At 60.3% G+C, this 16,680-nt stretch carries 15 protein-coding genes and 1 riboswitch; of the genes, 8 read left to right on the top strand and 7 right to left on the bottom strand.

Annotation, left to right across the window (positions count from 1 at the left end):
- Window positions 1–109: 109 nt before the first annotated feature.
- On the top strand, window positions 110–1,507 hold the full coding sequence (gene eglC / locus ACQZ5N_RS07335; protein WP_448732532.1) for an endo-1,3-1,4-beta-glycanase EglC: 1,398 nt from the start codon (window positions 110–112) through the stop codon (window positions 1,505–1,507).
- A gap of 78 nt (window positions 1,508–1,585) precedes the next feature.
- On the opposite strand, the gene ACQZ5N_RS07330 is transcribed toward eglC, so the two are convergent.
- The 3 genes from ACQZ5N_RS07330 to ACQZ5N_RS07320 form a co-directional block, all read right to left on the bottom strand.
- On the bottom strand, window positions 1,586–2,500 hold the full coding sequence (locus tag ACQZ5N_RS07330; protein ID WP_448732531.1) for a TIM barrel protein: 915 nt from the start codon (window positions 2,498–2,500) through the stop codon (window positions 1,586–1,588).
- A gap of 422 nt (window positions 2,501–2,922) precedes the next feature.
- Window positions 2,923–3,231 carry a hypothetical protein gene (locus tag ACQZ5N_RS07325; protein ID WP_448732530.1) on the bottom strand — a complete coding sequence of 103 codons (309 nt, stop codon included), beginning with the start codon at window positions 3,229–3,231 and terminating at the stop codon, window positions 2,923–2,925.
- Between the two features lie 161 nt (window positions 3,232–3,392).
- Window positions 3,393–3,884 carry a hypothetical protein gene (locus ACQZ5N_RS07320; RefSeq protein WP_003520865.1) on the bottom strand — a complete coding sequence of 164 codons (492 nt, stop codon included), beginning with the start codon at window positions 3,882–3,884 and terminating at the stop codon, window positions 3,393–3,395.
- 172 nt (window positions 3,885–4,056) lie between these two features.
- Here ACQZ5N_RS07320 and ACQZ5N_RS07315 point away from each other — a divergent pair, with 172 nt between their 5' ends.
- The 7 genes from ACQZ5N_RS07315 to ACQZ5N_RS07285 all read left to right on the top strand — a co-directional run bounded on the left by ACQZ5N_RS07315 (window position 4,057) and on the right by ACQZ5N_RS07285 (window position 10,427).
- Window positions 4,057–6,009, top strand: a complete 1,953-nt coding sequence (locus ACQZ5N_RS07315; protein WP_059753647.1) for a BTAD domain-containing putative transcriptional regulator — start codon at window positions 4,057–4,059, stop codon at window positions 6,007–6,009.
- Window positions 6,010–6,017: 8 nt separating this feature from the next.
- Complete coding sequence (locus tag ACQZ5N_RS07310) at window positions 6,018–6,446, top strand: hypothetical protein (RefSeq protein WP_003520863.1); 429 nt, start codon at window positions 6,018–6,020, stop codon at window positions 6,444–6,446.
- A 37-nt stretch (window positions 6,447–6,483) separates the two neighbouring features.
- Window positions 6,484–7,683, top strand: coding sequence for a YcaO-like family protein (locus ACQZ5N_RS07305; protein WP_448732556.1), 1,200 nt, complete (start codon window positions 6,484–6,486; stop codon window positions 7,681–7,683).
- Window positions 7,680–8,393, top strand: a complete 714-nt coding sequence (locus ACQZ5N_RS07300; RefSeq protein WP_448732529.1) for a TfuA-like protein — start codon at window positions 7,680–7,682, stop codon at window positions 8,391–8,393. The genes ACQZ5N_RS07305 and ACQZ5N_RS07300 overlap by 4 nt, the downstream gene beginning before the upstream one ends.
- Window positions 8,390–9,535, top strand: a complete 1,146-nt coding sequence (locus tag ACQZ5N_RS07295; RefSeq protein WP_448732528.1) for a hypothetical protein — start codon at window positions 8,390–8,392, stop codon at window positions 9,533–9,535. Before ACQZ5N_RS07300 ends, ACQZ5N_RS07295 begins: the two co-directional genes overlap by 4 nt.
- A 126-nt stretch (window positions 9,536–9,661) precedes the next feature.
- The gene (locus tag ACQZ5N_RS07290; RefSeq protein ID WP_003520859.1) at window positions 9,662–10,099 is read left to right on the top strand and encodes a helix-turn-helix domain-containing protein; all 438 of its coding nucleotides are present in this window, start codon (window positions 9,662–9,664) and stop codon (window positions 10,097–10,099) included.
- A gap of 94 nt (window positions 10,100–10,193) precedes the next feature.
- Complete coding sequence (locus tag ACQZ5N_RS07285) at window positions 10,194–10,427, top strand: hypothetical protein (protein ID WP_448732527.1); 234 nt, start codon at window positions 10,194–10,196, stop codon at window positions 10,425–10,427.
- Window positions 10,428–10,618: 191 nt separating this feature from the next.
- Here ACQZ5N_RS07285 and metE read toward each other — a convergent pair whose 3' ends face one another.
- The 4 genes from metE to xylF all read right to left on the bottom strand — a co-directional run bounded on the left by metE (window position 10,619) and on the right by xylF (window position 16,675).
- Entirely contained in the window at window positions 10,619–12,967 is a 2,349-nt protein-coding gene (metE, locus tag ACQZ5N_RS07280) for a 5-methyltetrahydropteroyltriglutamate--homocysteine S-methyltransferase (protein WP_448732526.1), read from the bottom strand.
- 100 nt (window positions 12,968–13,067) lie between these two features.
- Window positions 13,068–13,279: riboswitch (cobalamin riboswitch) on the bottom strand.
- A gap of 61 nt (window positions 13,280–13,340) precedes the next feature.
- A complete protein-coding gene (locus ACQZ5N_RS07275) occupies window positions 13,341–14,123 on the bottom strand; it encodes an ATP-binding cassette domain-containing protein (RefSeq protein ID WP_059753655.1) in 783 nt (260 codons plus the stop codon).
- Window positions 14,124–14,141: 18 nt separating this feature from the next.
- Window positions 14,142–15,455, bottom strand: a complete 1,314-nt coding sequence (locus ACQZ5N_RS07270) for a sugar ABC transporter permease (protein ID WP_448732525.1) — start codon at window positions 15,453–15,455, stop codon at window positions 14,142–14,144.
- A gap of 179 nt (window positions 15,456–15,634) precedes the next feature.
- Window positions 15,635–16,675 (bottom strand): D-xylose ABC transporter substrate-binding protein, encoded by a 1,041-nt coding sequence (xylF, locus tag ACQZ5N_RS07265; RefSeq protein ID WP_020813430.1) that lies wholly within the window; start codon window positions 16,673–16,675, stop codon window positions 15,635–15,637.
- Between the last annotated feature and the right edge of the window lie 5 nt (window positions 16,676–16,680).

The following is a 16,680-nucleotide window of genomic DNA, read 5'->3' as shown; positions in this document are numbered from 1 at the left end:
CGCAACGGAACATACCCCTCATATTTCGGCCTAACAGGAGGCTTTTTGCCCTGTTAGGGTGTGCAGCAGGAGGAGTGAGACACCAACGCTAACGGACAGGAGACGGTTCATGGCCCGGACAGTAGTGAATGCGCTTGGAGACACACTCTATTACAGCGGCAGTTCCACGGGATTTTTCTCCGCCACGGGTTCCGGCCCGCTGCTCACCGGCACCGCAGGCAATGATTCCATGTGGGGCGACAGTTCCGTCAACGTGACCATGGCGGGCGGCACGGGCGACGATATTTATTATCTCTATTCGAGCATCAATCGCGCCACCGAAAATGCCGGGGAAGGTATCGATACCATCGATACCTGGATGAGTTACACCCTGCCCGACAATTTCGAGAATCTGCGTGTGACGGGTGACGGGCGTTATGCCTTCGGCAATTCGCTCGACAATATCATCACCGGCGGGTCGGGCAGCCAGACGATCGATGGCGGGGCTGGCAACGATGTGCTGATCGGCGGCGGCGGGGCCGACACCTTTGTTTTCACGAGCGGAAACGGCACCGATCTCATCACGGATTTCAGCGCCAATGATACGATCCGGCTCAATGGCTACGGCATCACATCTTTCGACCAGCTTGTCGGCAGCGCCACGCAGCAAGGCAGCGACCTGTGGCTCAATTTTTCGAATGGCGAGGCCATCGTTCTTGCTGGAACGACCATAGACGACCTTCAGGCCGACCAGTTCGAGCTCAGCCTCGACCGATCCTCCCTCACCCAGACCTTTGCCGATGAATTCGATGCGCTCTCGTTGCGCAGCGGCGATCAGGGCACCTGGGACGCCAAATATTGGTGGGCGCCGGAAAAGGGAAGCTCGCTGACGACGAATGGCGAAGCGCAATGGTATATCAACCCGGCCTATGCCGGCACATCGGAGGTCAACCCTTTCAGCGTCGAAAACGGCGTCCTGACCATTACCGCCGAGGAAACCCCGCAGTCGATTGCCGACGAGGTCGAGGGTTATGATTATACCTCGGGGATGCTGAACACCTATTCCTCCTTCAGCCAGACCTATGGTTATTTCGAAATCCGCGCCGATATGCCGACCGACCGGGGCGCCTGGCCTGCCTTCTGGCTCCTGCCCGAAGACGGCTCCTGGCCGCCGGAACTCGATGTCATCGAAATGCGCGGTCAGAACCCCAATACGCTCATCATGTCCGCCCATTCCAACGCCACCGGTGAACAGACCTCAGTCATCAACAATGTCAGCGTGCCGAGCACCGAAGGATTTCACACTTACGGCCTGTTGTGGGATGCCGAGCATATAACCTGGTATTTCGACGATGTCGCCGTGGCGCAGACGGATACGCCTGATGATATGCATGACCCCATGTATATGGTCGTCAACCTTGCCGTTGGCGGCACGGCAGGAACGCCATCGGACGCTGATTTCAGCGACGGCTCGCAGATGATGATCGATTACATCAGGGCCTATTCGCTCTCCGACTGGGCAGTATGAATTAAAACACCGGCAGTCGCATCGGGACTGCCGGTGTTTCAAACATCAGCCTCTCGGCTTACGCCTCGTTCAGGCCAATCACTCGGCCGCGAGCTGGGTGTGGGCGCTATTTAGCGAGATCAGGTGCCGCGCCGTTTCGAGGCTTGCCGGCTGCTCGGCGCGATAACGGCGGCCGATTTCCATCATCAGCACGGTATCGGGCAGGAAGGAAAGTTCCGAGAAGATATCCTGCCAGTCGATATCGCCCCAGCCGAGCGGCATGTGCAGATCGCCGATGCCGAGTGCTGTGTTTTCCTGCGGGAAATAGGGCTGATAGAAGCCCTGCGGGCGGCCGAAGGAATCGTGCACATGCAGATGGCCGGCAACCGGCGCCATGGCGCGAAGCTCATCGCGGAAATCGAGACCACGATAGGTGGATTCGAGATAGGCATGGCTGAAGTCGATCAGCGCAACGAGATTGTCGTGACCGACAGCCTTCACGGTCGCTGCCACTCCGGCCGGCGTCTGGCGATATTGGCCGGGTTCGGTGGAGAAGATATTCTCAAGGGCGATGCGCACGCCATAGGGCCGGCAGAATTCCGCCAGTTCGAAAAGCGCTTCCCGCTCGCGGCTGTCGGCATCGGCCCGTTCGGCGATCTGGTCGGCACGCAGCGCGCCGCTATGCTGGACGAGAATGCCCGCGCCAATACGCTCGCATAGAACGGCAAGCGCCTTGGCAGCATCAATCTGGTAACGGCATGTCACCGGATCCATGAAATTCGAAGAAACGAGACCGTGCACGGTGTAGCGAAAGTCGAACTGCTTTGCGAGCGACACGAAACGGTCGGCGCGCTCTTCGATTATCCGGCCGCCGGCGATCATGTCGAGGCTTGTTGCGGCGATTTCCACGGTATCGCAGCCAATTTCGGCAAGCGCGCGCAGATCGCTTTCGAGGGTGGCCAGTTCGCCATCATCCGAGCCGGCGTTGAAGCCGGTACCTATAAGATTGCTCACTTCGTCATCTCCAGGGCTAGAAAGGTCATAGGAGTTCGGGCGCGCACATGCCACGCCACTTCAAACAGGTCCGGGCGGTCGATATTGACGTCGTCTATCCCGGGCGGTGCGATGTCGTAAGAAAGTCCGAGGCCGCCGCCATGTTGGTAAAAAGCGACCGGGACATGGTGGTCCGTTTCCGTTGAAACCGATCACTCAATTAAGTTTCTTCATTTACAGCTTTATGACATTTCCGCAGGCAAACAGCAGGGAGAGCGGACCTTCGCGGCTGGACAGGCGACGGCATGAAGAAGTGCGTGGGAGGCCGTCGGAAGGTCAGGTTGCGGACGCTCGGGTTCGCTCAAACGGCGAAATGGCCGCAAATTGCGGCGATGGTTCTGCGCGCCAGAACGTCGAAACCGGATGTCTTCCGGCGGGAGGTGCTAACCGAGATTGTGAACCATGAAATAAATCAGCCAGCAATGCGCAATGGCCAATATCGCCCAGGCCCATTTTGCGGCCCTGATATCGGCATCCACAACCCTGTTTCGGATCTCGGTCCTGCCCGGCGCCTCTTTTCCGGCTCGATCATCGCCGACGGCGGATGCGGGCAATGTCTGGGAAACGGGCTCGCCGACAACGTAGAGCCTGTCGCTGCGCAGAAGCGGGCGCGGCTCGTCCTCAACGCTCTCCGCATCGGAAAGCGTATCGTCGCCGGAAGCGCAATTCACCGCCACAAGCTGCGATGACATCCCCCTGTTACGCACTTTACCTCTATTGGGCATCATAATGTTCCACACAATAAAAATAAAAATATTCCCGGGTGACTTCCGATAAAGCCGCGCTTTACCGGACATGCCGCAATACGCGCATCCATGCCTTCCGCCCGTTGACCCAAAGGGCGCCCCCGCGATCAGGCCACCGGAACTCCCGGCAGACCACGCCTGCCCGCATAGGGTTTTGCCTCCCGCTGGATCAGGAAGACGGATTTTTCCACCGGCAGCGGCTCGATCGTCCGGTAACGCTGAAACCGCCTGGAATATTCGAACCGGATGAGCCTGTCGTCGAACTTCCCCGCCAGAACGCGATAGCCGTTGACGAATTCATTCAGGATTTCCAGTTCTTCTCCCCACACCCAGCCGCCGTAGGACGTCCCCTCATTCGAACGCAGCACGATCTCGAAAAAGTGCCCGCCCGCCACCAGCGGCATACGAAAGAGAATATCGAGATTATCCTCGTCCTCGTCGTCGCCCTTTTCCGCCGACAGCCTGGCATGCGCGACCTTCGCATGGACCAGCGCCGAGACCGGATAGAACGGACGGCCCTTGAACCACATGAATTCACTGACCGCATATCCGACATCGTCGGCACGCTGGTAAGGCTCGATACGCGGCTCGAAGGCCATGTAGCTTCCGTTAAACGCTATCACTGTCGAAAATTCCCGATGCCTGCCCGTCGCATGTCCGCTGTTTTCCACCCGTCATTCATGCTTCTGTCTGCGACAATAGGCAGGCCGCGTCACACCAGCGTCAAATGGAACGCTATGATGACTTTCAATTTCCCGGACACGTTGTTAGATGATGATTCATGAGGGGACGAAAGTGGCTGGGAACGCTGAACTGATACCGATCCGGCTTTTTGGCACCCCGCGCTGTGATGCGGTGCGGGAGGCATTTTTTCCGTCCAAGGGCTTTGCCCTCACCGCCGCCCTCATCCTTGCGCCGAACCAGTCTCTTTCCCGCCAGCACGCCGCATCGCTGCTGTGGGAAAATGTCGAGCAGAAAAGGGCTCTCGGCAATTTGCGGCAGCTCATTCTCCGCCTGCAGAAACTGCCCAATGAGGACGATGCCATCCTTCTGACCGAAGGAAACGACCTGAAGGCCGGCAAGCTGGCGCAGCGCACCGACCTTGCCATCTTCCTTGCCGGCGCAAGGGCCGAAGACCCGATGCGGCGGCTCAATGCGCTGCTCGAATTCGGCGGCGAGTTGCTGGAGGGGCTGGAGGCCGGGCAGGACCATCTTTATCTCTGGCTGCTTTCGGAGCGCCGCCGTCTCAGGGACCTGTTCTTTTCGAGCTACACCCAGCTTCTGGAGGAATTGACGCGGTTCGGTCGCGCCAGCTCGAACGACATCGCCAGACTTGCCGAATGCGCCTGCAAGATCGAACCGGAGCGCGAAGAAACCTACCGCGCCGCCATGGCGGCCTATGCGCGGATCGGAAATATCAGCGCCTGCGAGGGCATGTACCAGCTTCTGATGGAGCAGCTTCGTCAGGAGGGTCGTTCGCCGGAAGCGGAAACCGTGGCGCTGAGGCGGAGAATACAAAGTCTGGCCGCCACGATAACGGCCCCCGCCGAGCCCGAAGAAGGCAGTCGCCGCAAATCAATGGCAAAACCGCGTGTCGCATTCGTCCGCCCGGCACGGGTCGACGGGCAGCCGGTCTCGCCGGTCATGCACGCCTTCGTCGAGGATGTCGCCAACAGCCTTGTTCGATACCGCACCTTCACCGTCCTTTCGCCGCACAGCACCTTTGCGCTGGCGCATGACCGGGCCGATGACGGCTACGCCATGCTGCGGGCGGATTACCGCATCATTTCGACCGTGTTCGACGAAACCCGCATGTCGGTTGCGCTGATCGAGGATGCGAGCGGTGAAATCGTCTGGTCACTGGAAGCGGTCCTGACCGAACGGCATATCCACGCCGCCTTCCGGCTGCTCTCCAAACAGGTGGCGGCGGCGCTTGCCCGCGAAATCGAGCGGCTTCAGGTGGAGCCCGACCGCAACCACAGCGGCGAGGCCTACCGGCAATTGCTGGAAGGCCAGCAGCTTCTGCGCGGTAAATGCGATCTGCCGCTTCTCAGAAGAGCCCGTTCGATGTTCCGTAAGGCCGTCGATCTCGACCACAGCATGGCGGTTGCCCGCGCCCGCGTGGCACAGAGCCTGCAACTGGAATGGCTGATGCTGGGCGGCAACGACCCCCATCTCCTGCACCGCGCCAAGGCGGAGGCCGATTCTTCCGTCGAGATCGACCCCGCCCTCGGGGTGGGCCACTGGATGTGCGCGGTGGTGGCCCTCTACCAGCGGGACTTCGACATCTCCGCCGAAAAATTCTTCGAGGCGGAGGCGCTGGCGCCCAACTCGGCCGACCTCCTGCTCCAGCATGCCGATGCGCTCGCTCATTTCGGCGATGCGGAAATCGCCTGGGAGAAGTTTCAGCAGGCCATCGACCTCAATCCGCTGGCACCCGACATCTACTGGTGGGCCGGCGCCAGCATCGCTTTCAAGCGCGAGGATTACGGCACGGCGGTGGAACTGTGCGGGCGGATGGAAAATGACGAGCCTGCGCTGCGCGTTCTCACCGCAAGCCACGCGCTGCATGGCGATCTGGCCTCCGCCCGGGAATCCGGCAACAGGCTTCAGGAAAACTATCCGGGTATGACGGCGAGGGAGATCAGCAGCCTGTCTCCAGACCGGGACCCGATAGCGAATGAAAAATTCTATCACGCACTTCGATTAGCTGGGATCAAATAGGAGATACTATGTCCTCGCATTTCTTCATTGTCGGAAAAAAGGGTTTCGGCGTTCTCTTCATTCGCACGGCGCCGCTCAGGGTTGCGTCCGTGTCGCATGAGACGATTGCCGCCTATGAAGCCAGCCATCCCGGCGTGGATGGCTATGCCCGCGTGGCAGCCGCCGCAAAGTCCATGCTCGTTCGCCAGAACGGCCAGCCGGAAGCGGAACTGGACCAGGTTCAGATTCAGGGCATCGAAGCCCTCGTCTCCGGCGGCGCGGTGGTTTCCGAAGCCGATTTCGCCTTCATCGGCGAAGTGAACGACGCCGGCTGGGATTTCAACCGCATGGTACAGGCGCCGATCGAAGCCGCCCTGAAGGCGGTCGGCCCGGCCGGCTCCGTCACCGGCGAGCTGTTCGACGCCATCCTTGCCGACGACAGCAACACGGCGCCCTGATCGCGGTCTCGCAGCCTTGACCGGCGCCGATGCTCCCATATCAGCGACAGCGGCTTCAAGGCATGTCGACGCTTCGTTCTTCGATCCCGGACTGCTTCGGCGGTTCGGGATTACCCGTGTCGGCGACGTGACCGGCCTCGATATTATCGGCATTCCCGTCTGGTTCGCGGCCCGACCCAATTCGCGCGGGCTGTCGGTCTCGCAGGGCAAGGGGCTTGTCGCGGAACAGGCCCGGCTATCGGCGATCATGGAGGCGATCGAAGGCGCGGTCGCCGAAGAAACCCGCAAACATATCGCCGCCTTCAGCTCCGTTCAGGAGATGCGGGACAAAGGGGTTCCTCTCATTCCCTTCGAAACCGTTGGCAGGGTCGATCCGGACGCGCTCGATCCGCGAAAAGAACGCGCCTGGGTGAAGGGCACATCCATTCGCCGGCAGGGGGAGGTTTTTGCGCCTTACGAACTTGTCGGCATGGATTTCCGGGTGGATTTCCCATGGGACCGGCAGGCCTTCCGCATGAGTTCCCAAGGGCTCGCGGCGGGGTTCGACCCTGACCATGCGGTCCTCCATGCCCTGCTCGAACTCATTGAAAACGATGCCTGCTTTCTCGTTGACACTTTCGAGACGCGCGCCATCGCACCGCGACCGATCCTCATTCCGGCGGGCGTCGATCCTTCCTTCGACGGTCTTGTTCAGCACCTGTCGGATATCGGCCTGCCGCCGTCCTTCTTCGACATGACGAATGGGCTTGGCGTGCCGGTGGCGATGGCGAGCCTGCCCCGGTCGCTTCAGGCGCAGGACGGGCCAGGCACCCGCAGCGCCGCAGGGGCTGCCTGCCGGCCTGATATCCATGGCGCTGCCATTGCAGCCTTGCTGGAGGCGATCCAGTCGCGATTGACCGATATCAGCGGCGCGAGGGACGATCTTTCCCCTCTCCGCTACCAGCGGGATATGGTTGCGGTCGGGTCTTCGGCCCCCGGCGTGCAGCCGATGGAAAGGGTGCCGGCCAATCTCGATTTTATACATGACGCCGCGTCTTCGCCGCCATGGCGTCAGCTTGCGACGCACCTGTTCGCCGGCGGCATCGAGGATATCTATGTCTTTCCGCTGGAAACGGAGGTATCCGGCCTGCATGTCGTGCGGGTTCTGGCAAGCGGCCTTGCTCCGGCCGGCGGCGGCCTGCAACATATCTCGCAGCGCACTCTCGATCACCTGCTGACCGTCGGAGGCCTCGGATGAAACCGGTGGTTTTTGCAGGCCCGTCCATCCACGGCATCGCAGCCGAGCATATATCCGGTCTCGATCTTCGCGGTCCGGCCGCCTGCGGCGATATTTTCGATGCGGTTCGGCAAGGCGTCGGAACAATCGGGCTGATCGACGGGCTTTACGGCGATTGCGCCGCCGTCTGGCACAAGGAAATCCTGTTTGCACTGTCGAGCGGCGTCACCGTTTTCGGCGCCGCCAGCATGGGAGCGCTCAGGGCGGCGGAATGCGCCCCCTTCGGCATGATCGGCATCGGCGAGATTTTCGAGGCCTATCGCGACGGACGGCGTTTTTCCGATGCCGATGTGGCGGTGAGCCATGCACCCGGCGCGCTCGATTACCGCCCGCTGACAGTCGCGCTGGTCGATGCCGAGGCGACGCTTGCCGCCTGCCGCGATACGGTCGCTCCAGAGGAATATGACGCACTCACCCGCGCAGCCAACAATCTGCATTTTACCCGCAGGACGTGGCGCGCCATCGCCACGGAAGCGGGCCTCGGATCCGCGACGGCGAATCTGCTCGCGGCCAATGCGGTTTCCGTCAAAAGAAACGATGCGGCCAGGCTTCTGGTAACGCTCAAGGGCGAAACGTTGCCATCCCCACCGCCGCCATCATGGAAGCTTCAGAATACGATGTTTTTCCAGCAATTGGCGGCAAGGCGGGCGGCAGGGGACGAAGCGTCTTGAGCGCCATCCAGCCCTTGCCTCTGATGCCCGATTGCGGCGGGCTGATCCGCACGATTGCGCTCGCACTACCCGCCTCTTTTTTTGCGGAAAACAGGGCCGCTGACATTGTTTCACCGCTCGTTCCAATCGGAAACCTGCTCTCGGCCCTGCCTGCGGATATCACCGCCGTTATCGTGACCGATCGAGCCAGTCTCGGGTCAGCACGAGACTGGCTCGGCAGCCTGCCAGCCTCTTGCAGCACCGCGCTTATACCCCTTGCCGGAAACGACAGCATTTCGCATCCATGGATACAGGACATGCTCCATGTGCGTGCGGTTGATGCTGCGGCGGAATTCGTCCTGGTGGCGGAGAAGGCCATCGGTGTCAGCCTGGCCGAATATCTGGGAGCGGCAACCACGCATTCGGATGTCGCCTTGGCAGGGGGCAACCAGCTTGTCGGCCCGGATTTTCGACTGGTGGGCCATTCCAGCCTGCAGGATGACAGGGGGATCGGAAGGAATGCCGCCATCCCTTCGCAGCGGTGGCGAAAAATTCAGGCTCTCGACGGCAGAAGCATCTTCAGTTTCGGATATCGGCCGGAAGATCTCGGCAAAGTCCCGGTCTCTTCCGATTTTTCCGCGATGGAAACTTGCGGAGCGGAGATTGCCGGCAAAAAAATGCACCAATGCGGCTTCCACGTTGACCAGTTCGTTTCCGTCACCGGTCTGAGAAGCGGCGGCCGGCCGCTATTGCTCGTTGCCGACCCTGTCGCGCATGGCGGATGCAATGCCCGCGCCGCAACCGAGCTGAAACGAAAACTGGACGCCTCGGCACTTTGGCTCGCACGGCAGGGCTTTGCGATAGAACGAAATCCCATCCCGCTTTCGCCGGCCATCGACACCAACAAATGCCTGCCCAGACTTTACAACAATGTCCTTCTTGAAAATGTCATACGTTCCGGTCAGAAACGGCCATTCGTCTGGGTTCCGCATTTCGGCGATACCGAGTCGCTTGAGGAATTCGATGCAATGAACCGAGAAATTTGGGACAGAATCGGCTTTCAGACCATCGGCGTGGCCGGATGGAGCCATCTTTCCAGCCGCAACGGTGCGTTGCGTTGTGCAACAAAAATAATAAATCGCGGCCCATACACGCGATTATGAACGAAAAATCGTGCAATTTCGTCAATAAAGCGTCATAATACCCGTGGAAATTGTGTTGAATGTATACCTTCAACAATATTAATTGATAATCATCGGATTTAAGAACCTCAACCGGAGGAATTTGTAATGCACGCCAAACTACCCAGCCCGATCGACGTCCATGTCGGCGCACAAATCAGAATGCGCCGCAAGTCGCTCGGCATGAGCCAGAGTGCGCTGGCCGGGCGATTGGGCATCACCTTCCAGCAGGTCCAGAAGTATGAAAAGGGCGCCAATCGCGTCGGCGCGTCCCGTCTGCAGGCCATTGCGTCGATTCTCGGCGTTGAGGTCAGCTCCCTGTTCGCCAATGCCACGCCCGATGGCGACCCGGCCAATCCGGCCCTTGGCACGATCAATGCCATGCAGACCTTCGTGGCCTCGAATGAAGGCTTTTCGCTCAACCAGGCCTTTTCGCGCATCAAGAGCGCCGCCGTGCGCAGAAGCATCGTCGCTCTCGTGACATCGCTCGCCGCGACTGAAGCGGCGGAAAATGCCGCCGCGCCGGCGGACAAAAACGACGATTGACGCAGGTGTGACGCTCGCGTGACGCTCGATGTGGTCGAAAATGAACAACGCAACATTATCGCGTTTTCATACTGTCGACTGTCGAGAGGGAATCATGGCGGCGTCTACCACAGCTATACTTGAACAGGACAATGCAGACGAGATTCTGGCGCTCGGGCGGATGGTTTCCTATCTTTGCCAGCGCTCGAAATCTCTGGAACTGGGCATGTCGACCTATTTCCTGGAGATGGCATTGTTGTCGCTGGCCCAGGACATCAATCAGCAGGGTCTGCCGCCGGTAAGCGCAGAGCTGAATGTCGGCGTCTTCGCACAGGCCGACCTGCATTGAGCGCTTTCGCAACGGCGTAAATCCGCCGGGATTGAGCGTTTCCACACCGATCTCCAGTCGTAGGCCCGGAAACGTTCATCTGCCTGTCCGGCTGGCTCCATCCTCCCGGAGAGGCATTCATATGCCCTCCCCCACATTTTCCCGGCGGAAGCCATGATGGAGGCCCGGTTCTCGCCGGGCCTCCATTCATATCAGAGCACCGCGCGGCGAAGCTTGGCAGCGGCGGCGACCATGTTGACCAGGGCCGGCCTGACCTCTTCCCATTTACGCGTCTTCAGGCCGCAATCCGGATTGATCCAGAGCTGCCGGTCGTCAAGCCGCTCTCGCGCCAGCGCCAGAAGATCGACCATTTCTCCAACCGCCGGCACACGCGGGGAATGGATGTCGTAAACGCCGGGACCGATCTGGTTCGGGTATTTGTAGGTCCGAAACGCATCCAGCAATTCCATCTTCGAACGCGAGGTCTCGATGGAGATCACGTCGGCGTCCATGGCAGCAATGGCATCGATGATCTGGTTGAATTCGGAATAGCACATATGGGTGTGAACCTGTGTGCGGTCGCCCACACCGCTGGAGCAAATGCGGAAGCATTCCACCGCCCAGCCGAGATAATCCTGCCAATGCCGGTGCCGAAGCGGCAGTCCTTCGCGAAGAGCTGCCTCATCGATCTGGATCATCTGCGCACCGGCCGCTTCGAGATCATTGACCTCATCGCGGATGGCGAGCGCGATCTGGCGGCATGTCAGGCTTCTGGCGATATCGTCGCGGACGAAGGACCAGTTGAGGATCGTCACCGGCCCGGTCAGCATGCCCTTGACGGGTTTGTCGGTGAGCGACTGCGAATATTCCCACCAGCGAACCGTCATCGCTTTCGGACGCGACACGTCGCCGAAAATAATGGGTGGACGCACATAACGCGAGCCGTAACTCTGCACCCATGCATGCTGGGTGAAAGCGAAACCGGAAAGCTGTTCGCCGAAATATTGCACCATGTCATTGCGCTCGAACTCGCCATGCACGAGAACGTCGAGACCGATTTCCTCCTGCCAGCGAATGGTCATTTCGGTTTCCTTCTGCAGGAATTTTTCATATTGCGCATCCGTCAGCGCGCCCTTGGAATGCGCCGATCTGGCCTTGCGCACCTCCGGCGTCTGCGGGAAGGAGCCGATGGTCGTCGTCGGGAAAAGCGGCAGCGCAATGGCCTGCGACTGCACTTTCTGCCGCTCGGCAAACGGGCTCACCCGCTTCCTGTCGGCCTCGCCAATCGTCGCGATACGCTTCTGCACGGCGGCGTCCGTCACCTTCGGCGAGGATGCACGCGCGGCAACGGCCTTGGAGGCAGCCTCCAGTTCCGTCGCGACAGCAGCCTTGCCCTCACCGAGAGCCCTGCCAAGCGTGGCAAGTTCGCCGAGCTTCTGGGTGGCGAAGGAAAGCCAGCTTTTCAGATCGGCATCGAGGCCGGTTTCCAGTTCGAGATCGACCGGGACATGCAGCAGCGAGCAGGACGGCGCGATCTGAAACGCCGCCGCACCGCGTGCCGCGATCACCGGTTCCAATCGGGTAATAATTGCAGCGAGATCAGCGCGCCAGATGTTGCGGCCGTCGATGACACCCAGCGACAGGACGCGATTTCCCGGCAAAGCCTTCAACACCGCCTCCAGCGCATCGGGTGCTCGCACCAGATCGATATGAAGGCCCGCGACCGGAAGCGCTGCGACGGCTTCGAGATTATCCTCAAGCCCACCGAAATAGGTGGCGAGCAAGATTTTCAAATCCGGCGCGGCCTTCGACAAAGCCCGATAGGCTATAGCCAGCGCGTGCCGCTCCCCCTCGGAAAGATCGAGCACGGCGACCGGCTCGTCGATCTGCACCCAGTCGGCACCGGCCGCTCGCAGGCGACGCAGCAGCTCTTCATAGATGGGCAGCAACCTTGCCAGCAGATCGAGAGGCTTGAAGGCTGCCTCGCGCGCCTTGGCAAGCTTCAGGAACGTGACCGGGCCGAGAATGACCGGACGCGTATGGATGCCGAGCGCCTTCGCCTCAAGGAAGTGGTCGACCGGCTTTTGCGAGGTGAGCACGAAATGCTGATCCTCTGAAACCTCCGGCACCATGTAGTGATAGTTGGTGTCGAACCATTTGGTCATTTCCAGCGCCGGAACGCCCTGACCATGATGCGAATGTCCTTCATGCCCATGGCCGCAGCCTGCATGCCCTTCGCTCTGGCTGCCGCGCGCCATGGCGAAATAGTTGGAGAGGGAAACATCCCCACCCGCCCATCCATAAAGGGATGGAATGGCGCCCACCATCACGGCCGTATCGAGGACATGATCGTAGAGGGAGAAATCGTTGGACGGGATATGGGTAATCCCCTTCTCACGCTGAAGCGCCCAGTTTTCGGCACGCAGCCGGGCAGCGGTTTCGAGCAGTTCCGTCTCGGAAATCTTGCCGGACCAGAAGCCTTCAAGCGCGAACTTCAGTTCGCGATGGCGTCCGATCCTCGGAAAACCGAGCGATGCGACTGGAATGGTCTTGTCTGGCATTGTCATACCCCATTTGGTTGTGGGGGCATGGGTAAAGCGGACGCGTGCAGGCCCGGCCTTTGCCGGACCATTGCAGCAACCACCGGGACACCCCGCCCGTGGACGTTATTTTGTCCTGGCAGGTCTCCTGGCTTACGGGTCGTCGCCTTTGTCCGTCTTCCCGGGGGTTACCCAGTGACGTGTTGGACAAAGGCTCGCCGCTTACAGTTGCGGGGGCAGCTCCGGTCTTGCCGATCGTCGGCGCACCGGATTCCCTCTTAGCTCCAGGATTGAAATAATCAGGCCCGGAGAACCATGACACCCGCATTTCTCACCACGGGCGTCACGATGTCAATAGACATAAAGAAATCTTTATATCTTTATTTCACCTAATTCAGAGCGCGACCGCACCCGGCCCCGGCACCGCACCGGCCGGCACCTTGCCCAGAATGATCATGCCAAGCACTTCGTCCTTGGTGACATCCTGCGTGCGGGCATGGCCCACCACCTTTCCGTTCTTCATCACGAAAACCCTGTCGGCCAGATCGAAGACATCGTGAATATCGTGGCTGATGAGGAAGATGCCGATGCCCTGCCGTTTCAGCTCCTTGACGAGATCGCCCACCTGCGCCGTTTCCTGCGGCCCGAGTGCGGCCGTCGGCTCGTCCATGATGAGGATGCGGGCATCGAACAGAATGGCGCGGGCGATGGCGACAGACTGCCGCTGGCCGCCGGATAACGCCTTCACCGGTTCCTTGAACCGCCGGAAATTGGGGTTGAGACGCCCCATCACCTCGCGGGCCGAGGCTTCCATGGCGACATCGTCAAGCGTGCCCCATTTCGTCTTCAGCTCGCGACCGAGATAAAGATTGGCGGCCGCATCGACATTGTCGGCCACGGCGAGCGTCTGGTAGATGGTCTCGATACCGTATTTCTTGGCGTCGCGGGGATTGCGGATATCCGCATCCTCGCCATTGATGAGGATATCGCCGCCATCGCGCCGGTATGCGCCGGAGAGAATTTTGATAAGGGTCGATTTGCCCGCGCCATTGTGGCCGAGAAGGGCGACCACCTCACCGGGGAAAAGATCGACAGAGGCGTTTTCCACCGCGTGGATGCCGCCGAAGGAAATGGAAATATTGCGCATTTCCACGAGGGGCGTGACTTGGTCCGTCATAGGAGTTCTCCTCGGTTCTTACTTGGCGCGGGCGCGGTAGATGGTGTCGAGCCAGACGGCGACGACCAGAACCACACCAACGACGATGCGCTGGAAGGGCGTATCGATGCCCACCAGCACCATGCCGGATTGCAGCGACTGCATGACGAGCGCGCCGAGCATCGCGCCCGCTATGGTTCCGACACCGCCGGCAAGCGAGGTGCCGCCGATGACGGCCGCCGCGATGGTGTAAAGCTCGTCCAGCTCGCCCTGGGCATTGGTGGCCGCGTTGAGGCGGGCGGTCGAGATGGCCGCCGCGATGGCGCACAGAACGCCCATCAGCGTGAAGATTTTCACCGTCACCCAGCGGGTCTTGATGCCGGCGAGTTCGGCCGCTTCCGGATTGCCGCCGATGGCGAAGACATAACGCCCGAAACGCAGTCGCGTGGCGATGAAGGTCATGACCGCACCCACGGCAAGCGCCATCAGCACCGGAATGGCGATGCCATGCGAAATGAACAGACCGCCTTCAGGCCAGGCGATGCCATTGGCATCGGCATAGTTGCGGGCGATGTTGACCGGCCATGGGTAGCTGTTGACCACCGCCACGAAACCGATGACGACGAGGCAACCGAGCGCGGCCAGAAAATATTCCGCCCAGACGGGCCGCAACGGAAAGCCGAAACGGCGGCGCTGATGGCGGGAGTTCAGGATGACCGCAATGATGGCGACGCAGGCGATGACCGCGGCGATCCAGCTCCATGTCGCGCCGATCGAACCGCTGGTGCCGCCGCCCATCAGGCGGAAGGTTGAATCCATCGGCGCCACGGTGCGGCCGCTGGTGATGAACCATGTGCCGCCGCGCCAGACCAGCAGACCGCCAAGCGTGACGATGAAGGACGGCACGTTGAGGAAGGCGATGATGGAGCCCTGCAACATGCCGATGGCGCCGCCGACGAGAATGCCGACCATAAGCGTGACGATCCATGTCGCCCAATGTTCGAAGCCGAGGATCTGCGGCAGGATTTCCGCCTGCATGACACCCATGATCATGCCGGAAAAACCGAGGATCGACCCGACCGAAAGGTCGATATTGCGGGTGACGATGACGAGCACCATGCCGGTCGCCATGACGGCCACGGACGCGGTCTGCACGGAGAGGTTCCAGAGGTTTCGCGGCGTCAGGAACAGCCCGCCGGACAGGATATGAAATCCGATCCAGATCAGAAGAAGCGCGCCGACCATGCCGAGCAGCCTGGTATCCAGCTCGGTGGCGTTGATGAAGCGCGTTATCGAGCCTGTTTTTTCCGTCTTTTGCGACGTTGTGGAATTGGATTGGGTCATATCGGCCATGAACTGCCGGTGCTCCTCACATCTTAGAGCGTTTTCGCTTTCCCTGAAACGCGAAAACGCTCCAAATCTTTGTTCTGGCGCATTTCCGAACGGAAAACCGGGGCCCACTTTTCCTGGAAATGCTCTAAAGGCGCCGCGCCATGAACCATGGCGCAGCGCCCGAACCGGGACCTATTCGATCAATCGCAGGCTTTGACGGTTCCGGCCTTCACACCCTGGCAGGCCGTTTCCTTCTTGATCCAGCCGGCATCGATGACGACGTTCAGATTGTCCTTGGTGATGGCGATCGGCTTCAGGAAGACCGACTGCATCGTGACCTTCTTCGGGCCGCCATCAAAGGCCGTGACGCCCTTGATCTCCGTCATTTTCTTGCCGCCGGCCAGTTCCAGCGCGATACCGGCCGCTTCCTTGCCGAGTTCACGGCTGTCCTTCCAGACCGACACCGTCTGCGTGCCGAGCGCGACGCGGTTCAGCGCGGCGAAATCGGCATCCTGACCGGAAACGGGAACCGAACCGGCCATGCCCTGCGCGGCGAGAGCGGCGATTGCACCGCCAGCCGTGCCGTCATTCGAGGCGACGACCGCATCGACCTTATTGTTATTCTTGGTCAGGAACTGTTCCATGTTCTTCTGGGCATTTTCCGGCTTCCAGCCATCGGTATAGGCTTCGCCGACATTCTTGATCTTGCCTCCGTCAATGGCCGCCTTCAGCACTTCCTGCTGACCGGCGAACAGGAAGTCCGCATTCGGATCGGAAGAAGAGCCCTTGATGAAGACGTAATTGCCTTCGGGCTTCACCTTGAAGACTTCGGCAGCCTGCAGACGGCCGACTTCCTTGTTATCGAAGGTGATGTAGAAGGCGTTCTGGTTTTCGATCAGGCGGTCGTAACCCACGACCGGAATGCCCTCGGCAACGGCCTTTTCAACGGCTGGGCCAATCGCGTCGCTGTCCTGCGCCAGAATGATCAGCGCGTTGGCGCCCTGCGAGATCAGCGATTCCACGTCGGTCAGCTGCTTTGCGGCGGATGATTGCGCATCGGCGGAGATGTATTTCGCGCCGGCCTTGTCGAGCGCCGCCTTGATGGCTGCCTCATCCGTTTTCCAGCGTTCTTCCTGGAAATTCGACCAGGAAACGCCGACGACGAGATCAGCGGCCATGGCGGCAGTGTGCAGTGAAACGAGTACGGCTGTACCCGCCAAAAGCTTGGCAAAAGAATTCATGATGT

It is taken from the genome of Agrobacterium sp. 22-221-1, from assembly GCF_053522445.1.
This window is presented reverse-complemented; position numbering and strand designations above follow the sequence as displayed.

Bases quoted from the DNA above. Each gene is read 5' to 3' on its own strand.
- ACQZ5N_RS07275 (WP_059753655.1), bottom strand. From the start codon at position 14,123: ATGACGGACCAAGTCACGCCCCTCGTGGAAATGCGCAATATTTCCATT.
- ACQZ5N_RS07290 (WP_003520859.1), top strand. From the start codon at position 9,662: ATGCACGCCAAACTACCCAGCCCGATCGACGTCCATGTCGGCGCACAA.
- ACQZ5N_RS07285 (WP_448732527.1), top strand. From the start codon at position 10,194: ATGGCGGCGTCTACCACAGCTATACTTGAACAGGACAATGCAGACGAG.
- ACQZ5N_RS07270 (WP_448732525.1), bottom strand. From the start codon at position 15,455: ATGGCCGATATGACCCAATCCAATTCCACAACGTCGCAAAAGACGGAA.
- metE (WP_448732526.1), bottom strand. From the start codon at position 12,967: ATGCCAGACAAGACCATTCCAGTCGCATCGCTCGGTTTTCCGAGGATC.
- ACQZ5N_RS07315 (WP_059753647.1), top strand. From the start codon at position 4,057: ATGATGATTCATGAGGGGACGAAAGTGGCTGGGAACGCTGAACTGATA.
- ACQZ5N_RS07325 (WP_448732530.1), bottom strand. From the start codon at position 3,231: ATGTCATCGCAGCTTGTGGCGGTGAATTGCGCTTCCGGCGACGATACG.
- ACQZ5N_RS07300 (WP_448732529.1), top strand. From the start codon at position 7,680: ATGAAACCGGTGGTTTTTGCAGGCCCGTCCATCCACGGCATCGCAGCC.
- ACQZ5N_RS07310 (WP_003520863.1), top strand. From the start codon at position 6,018: ATGTCCTCGCATTTCTTCATTGTCGGAAAAAAGGGTTTCGGCGTTCTC.
- eglC (WP_448732532.1), top strand. From the start codon at position 110: ATGGCCCGGACAGTAGTGAATGCGCTTGGAGACACACTCTATTACAGC.
- ACQZ5N_RS07320 (WP_003520865.1), bottom strand. From the start codon at position 3,884: ATGGCCTTCGAGCCGCGTATCGAGCCTTACCAGCGTGCCGACGATGTC.
- xylF (WP_020813430.1), bottom strand. From the start codon at position 16,675: ATGAATTCTTTTGCCAAGCTTTTGGCGGGTACAGCCGTACTCGTTTCA.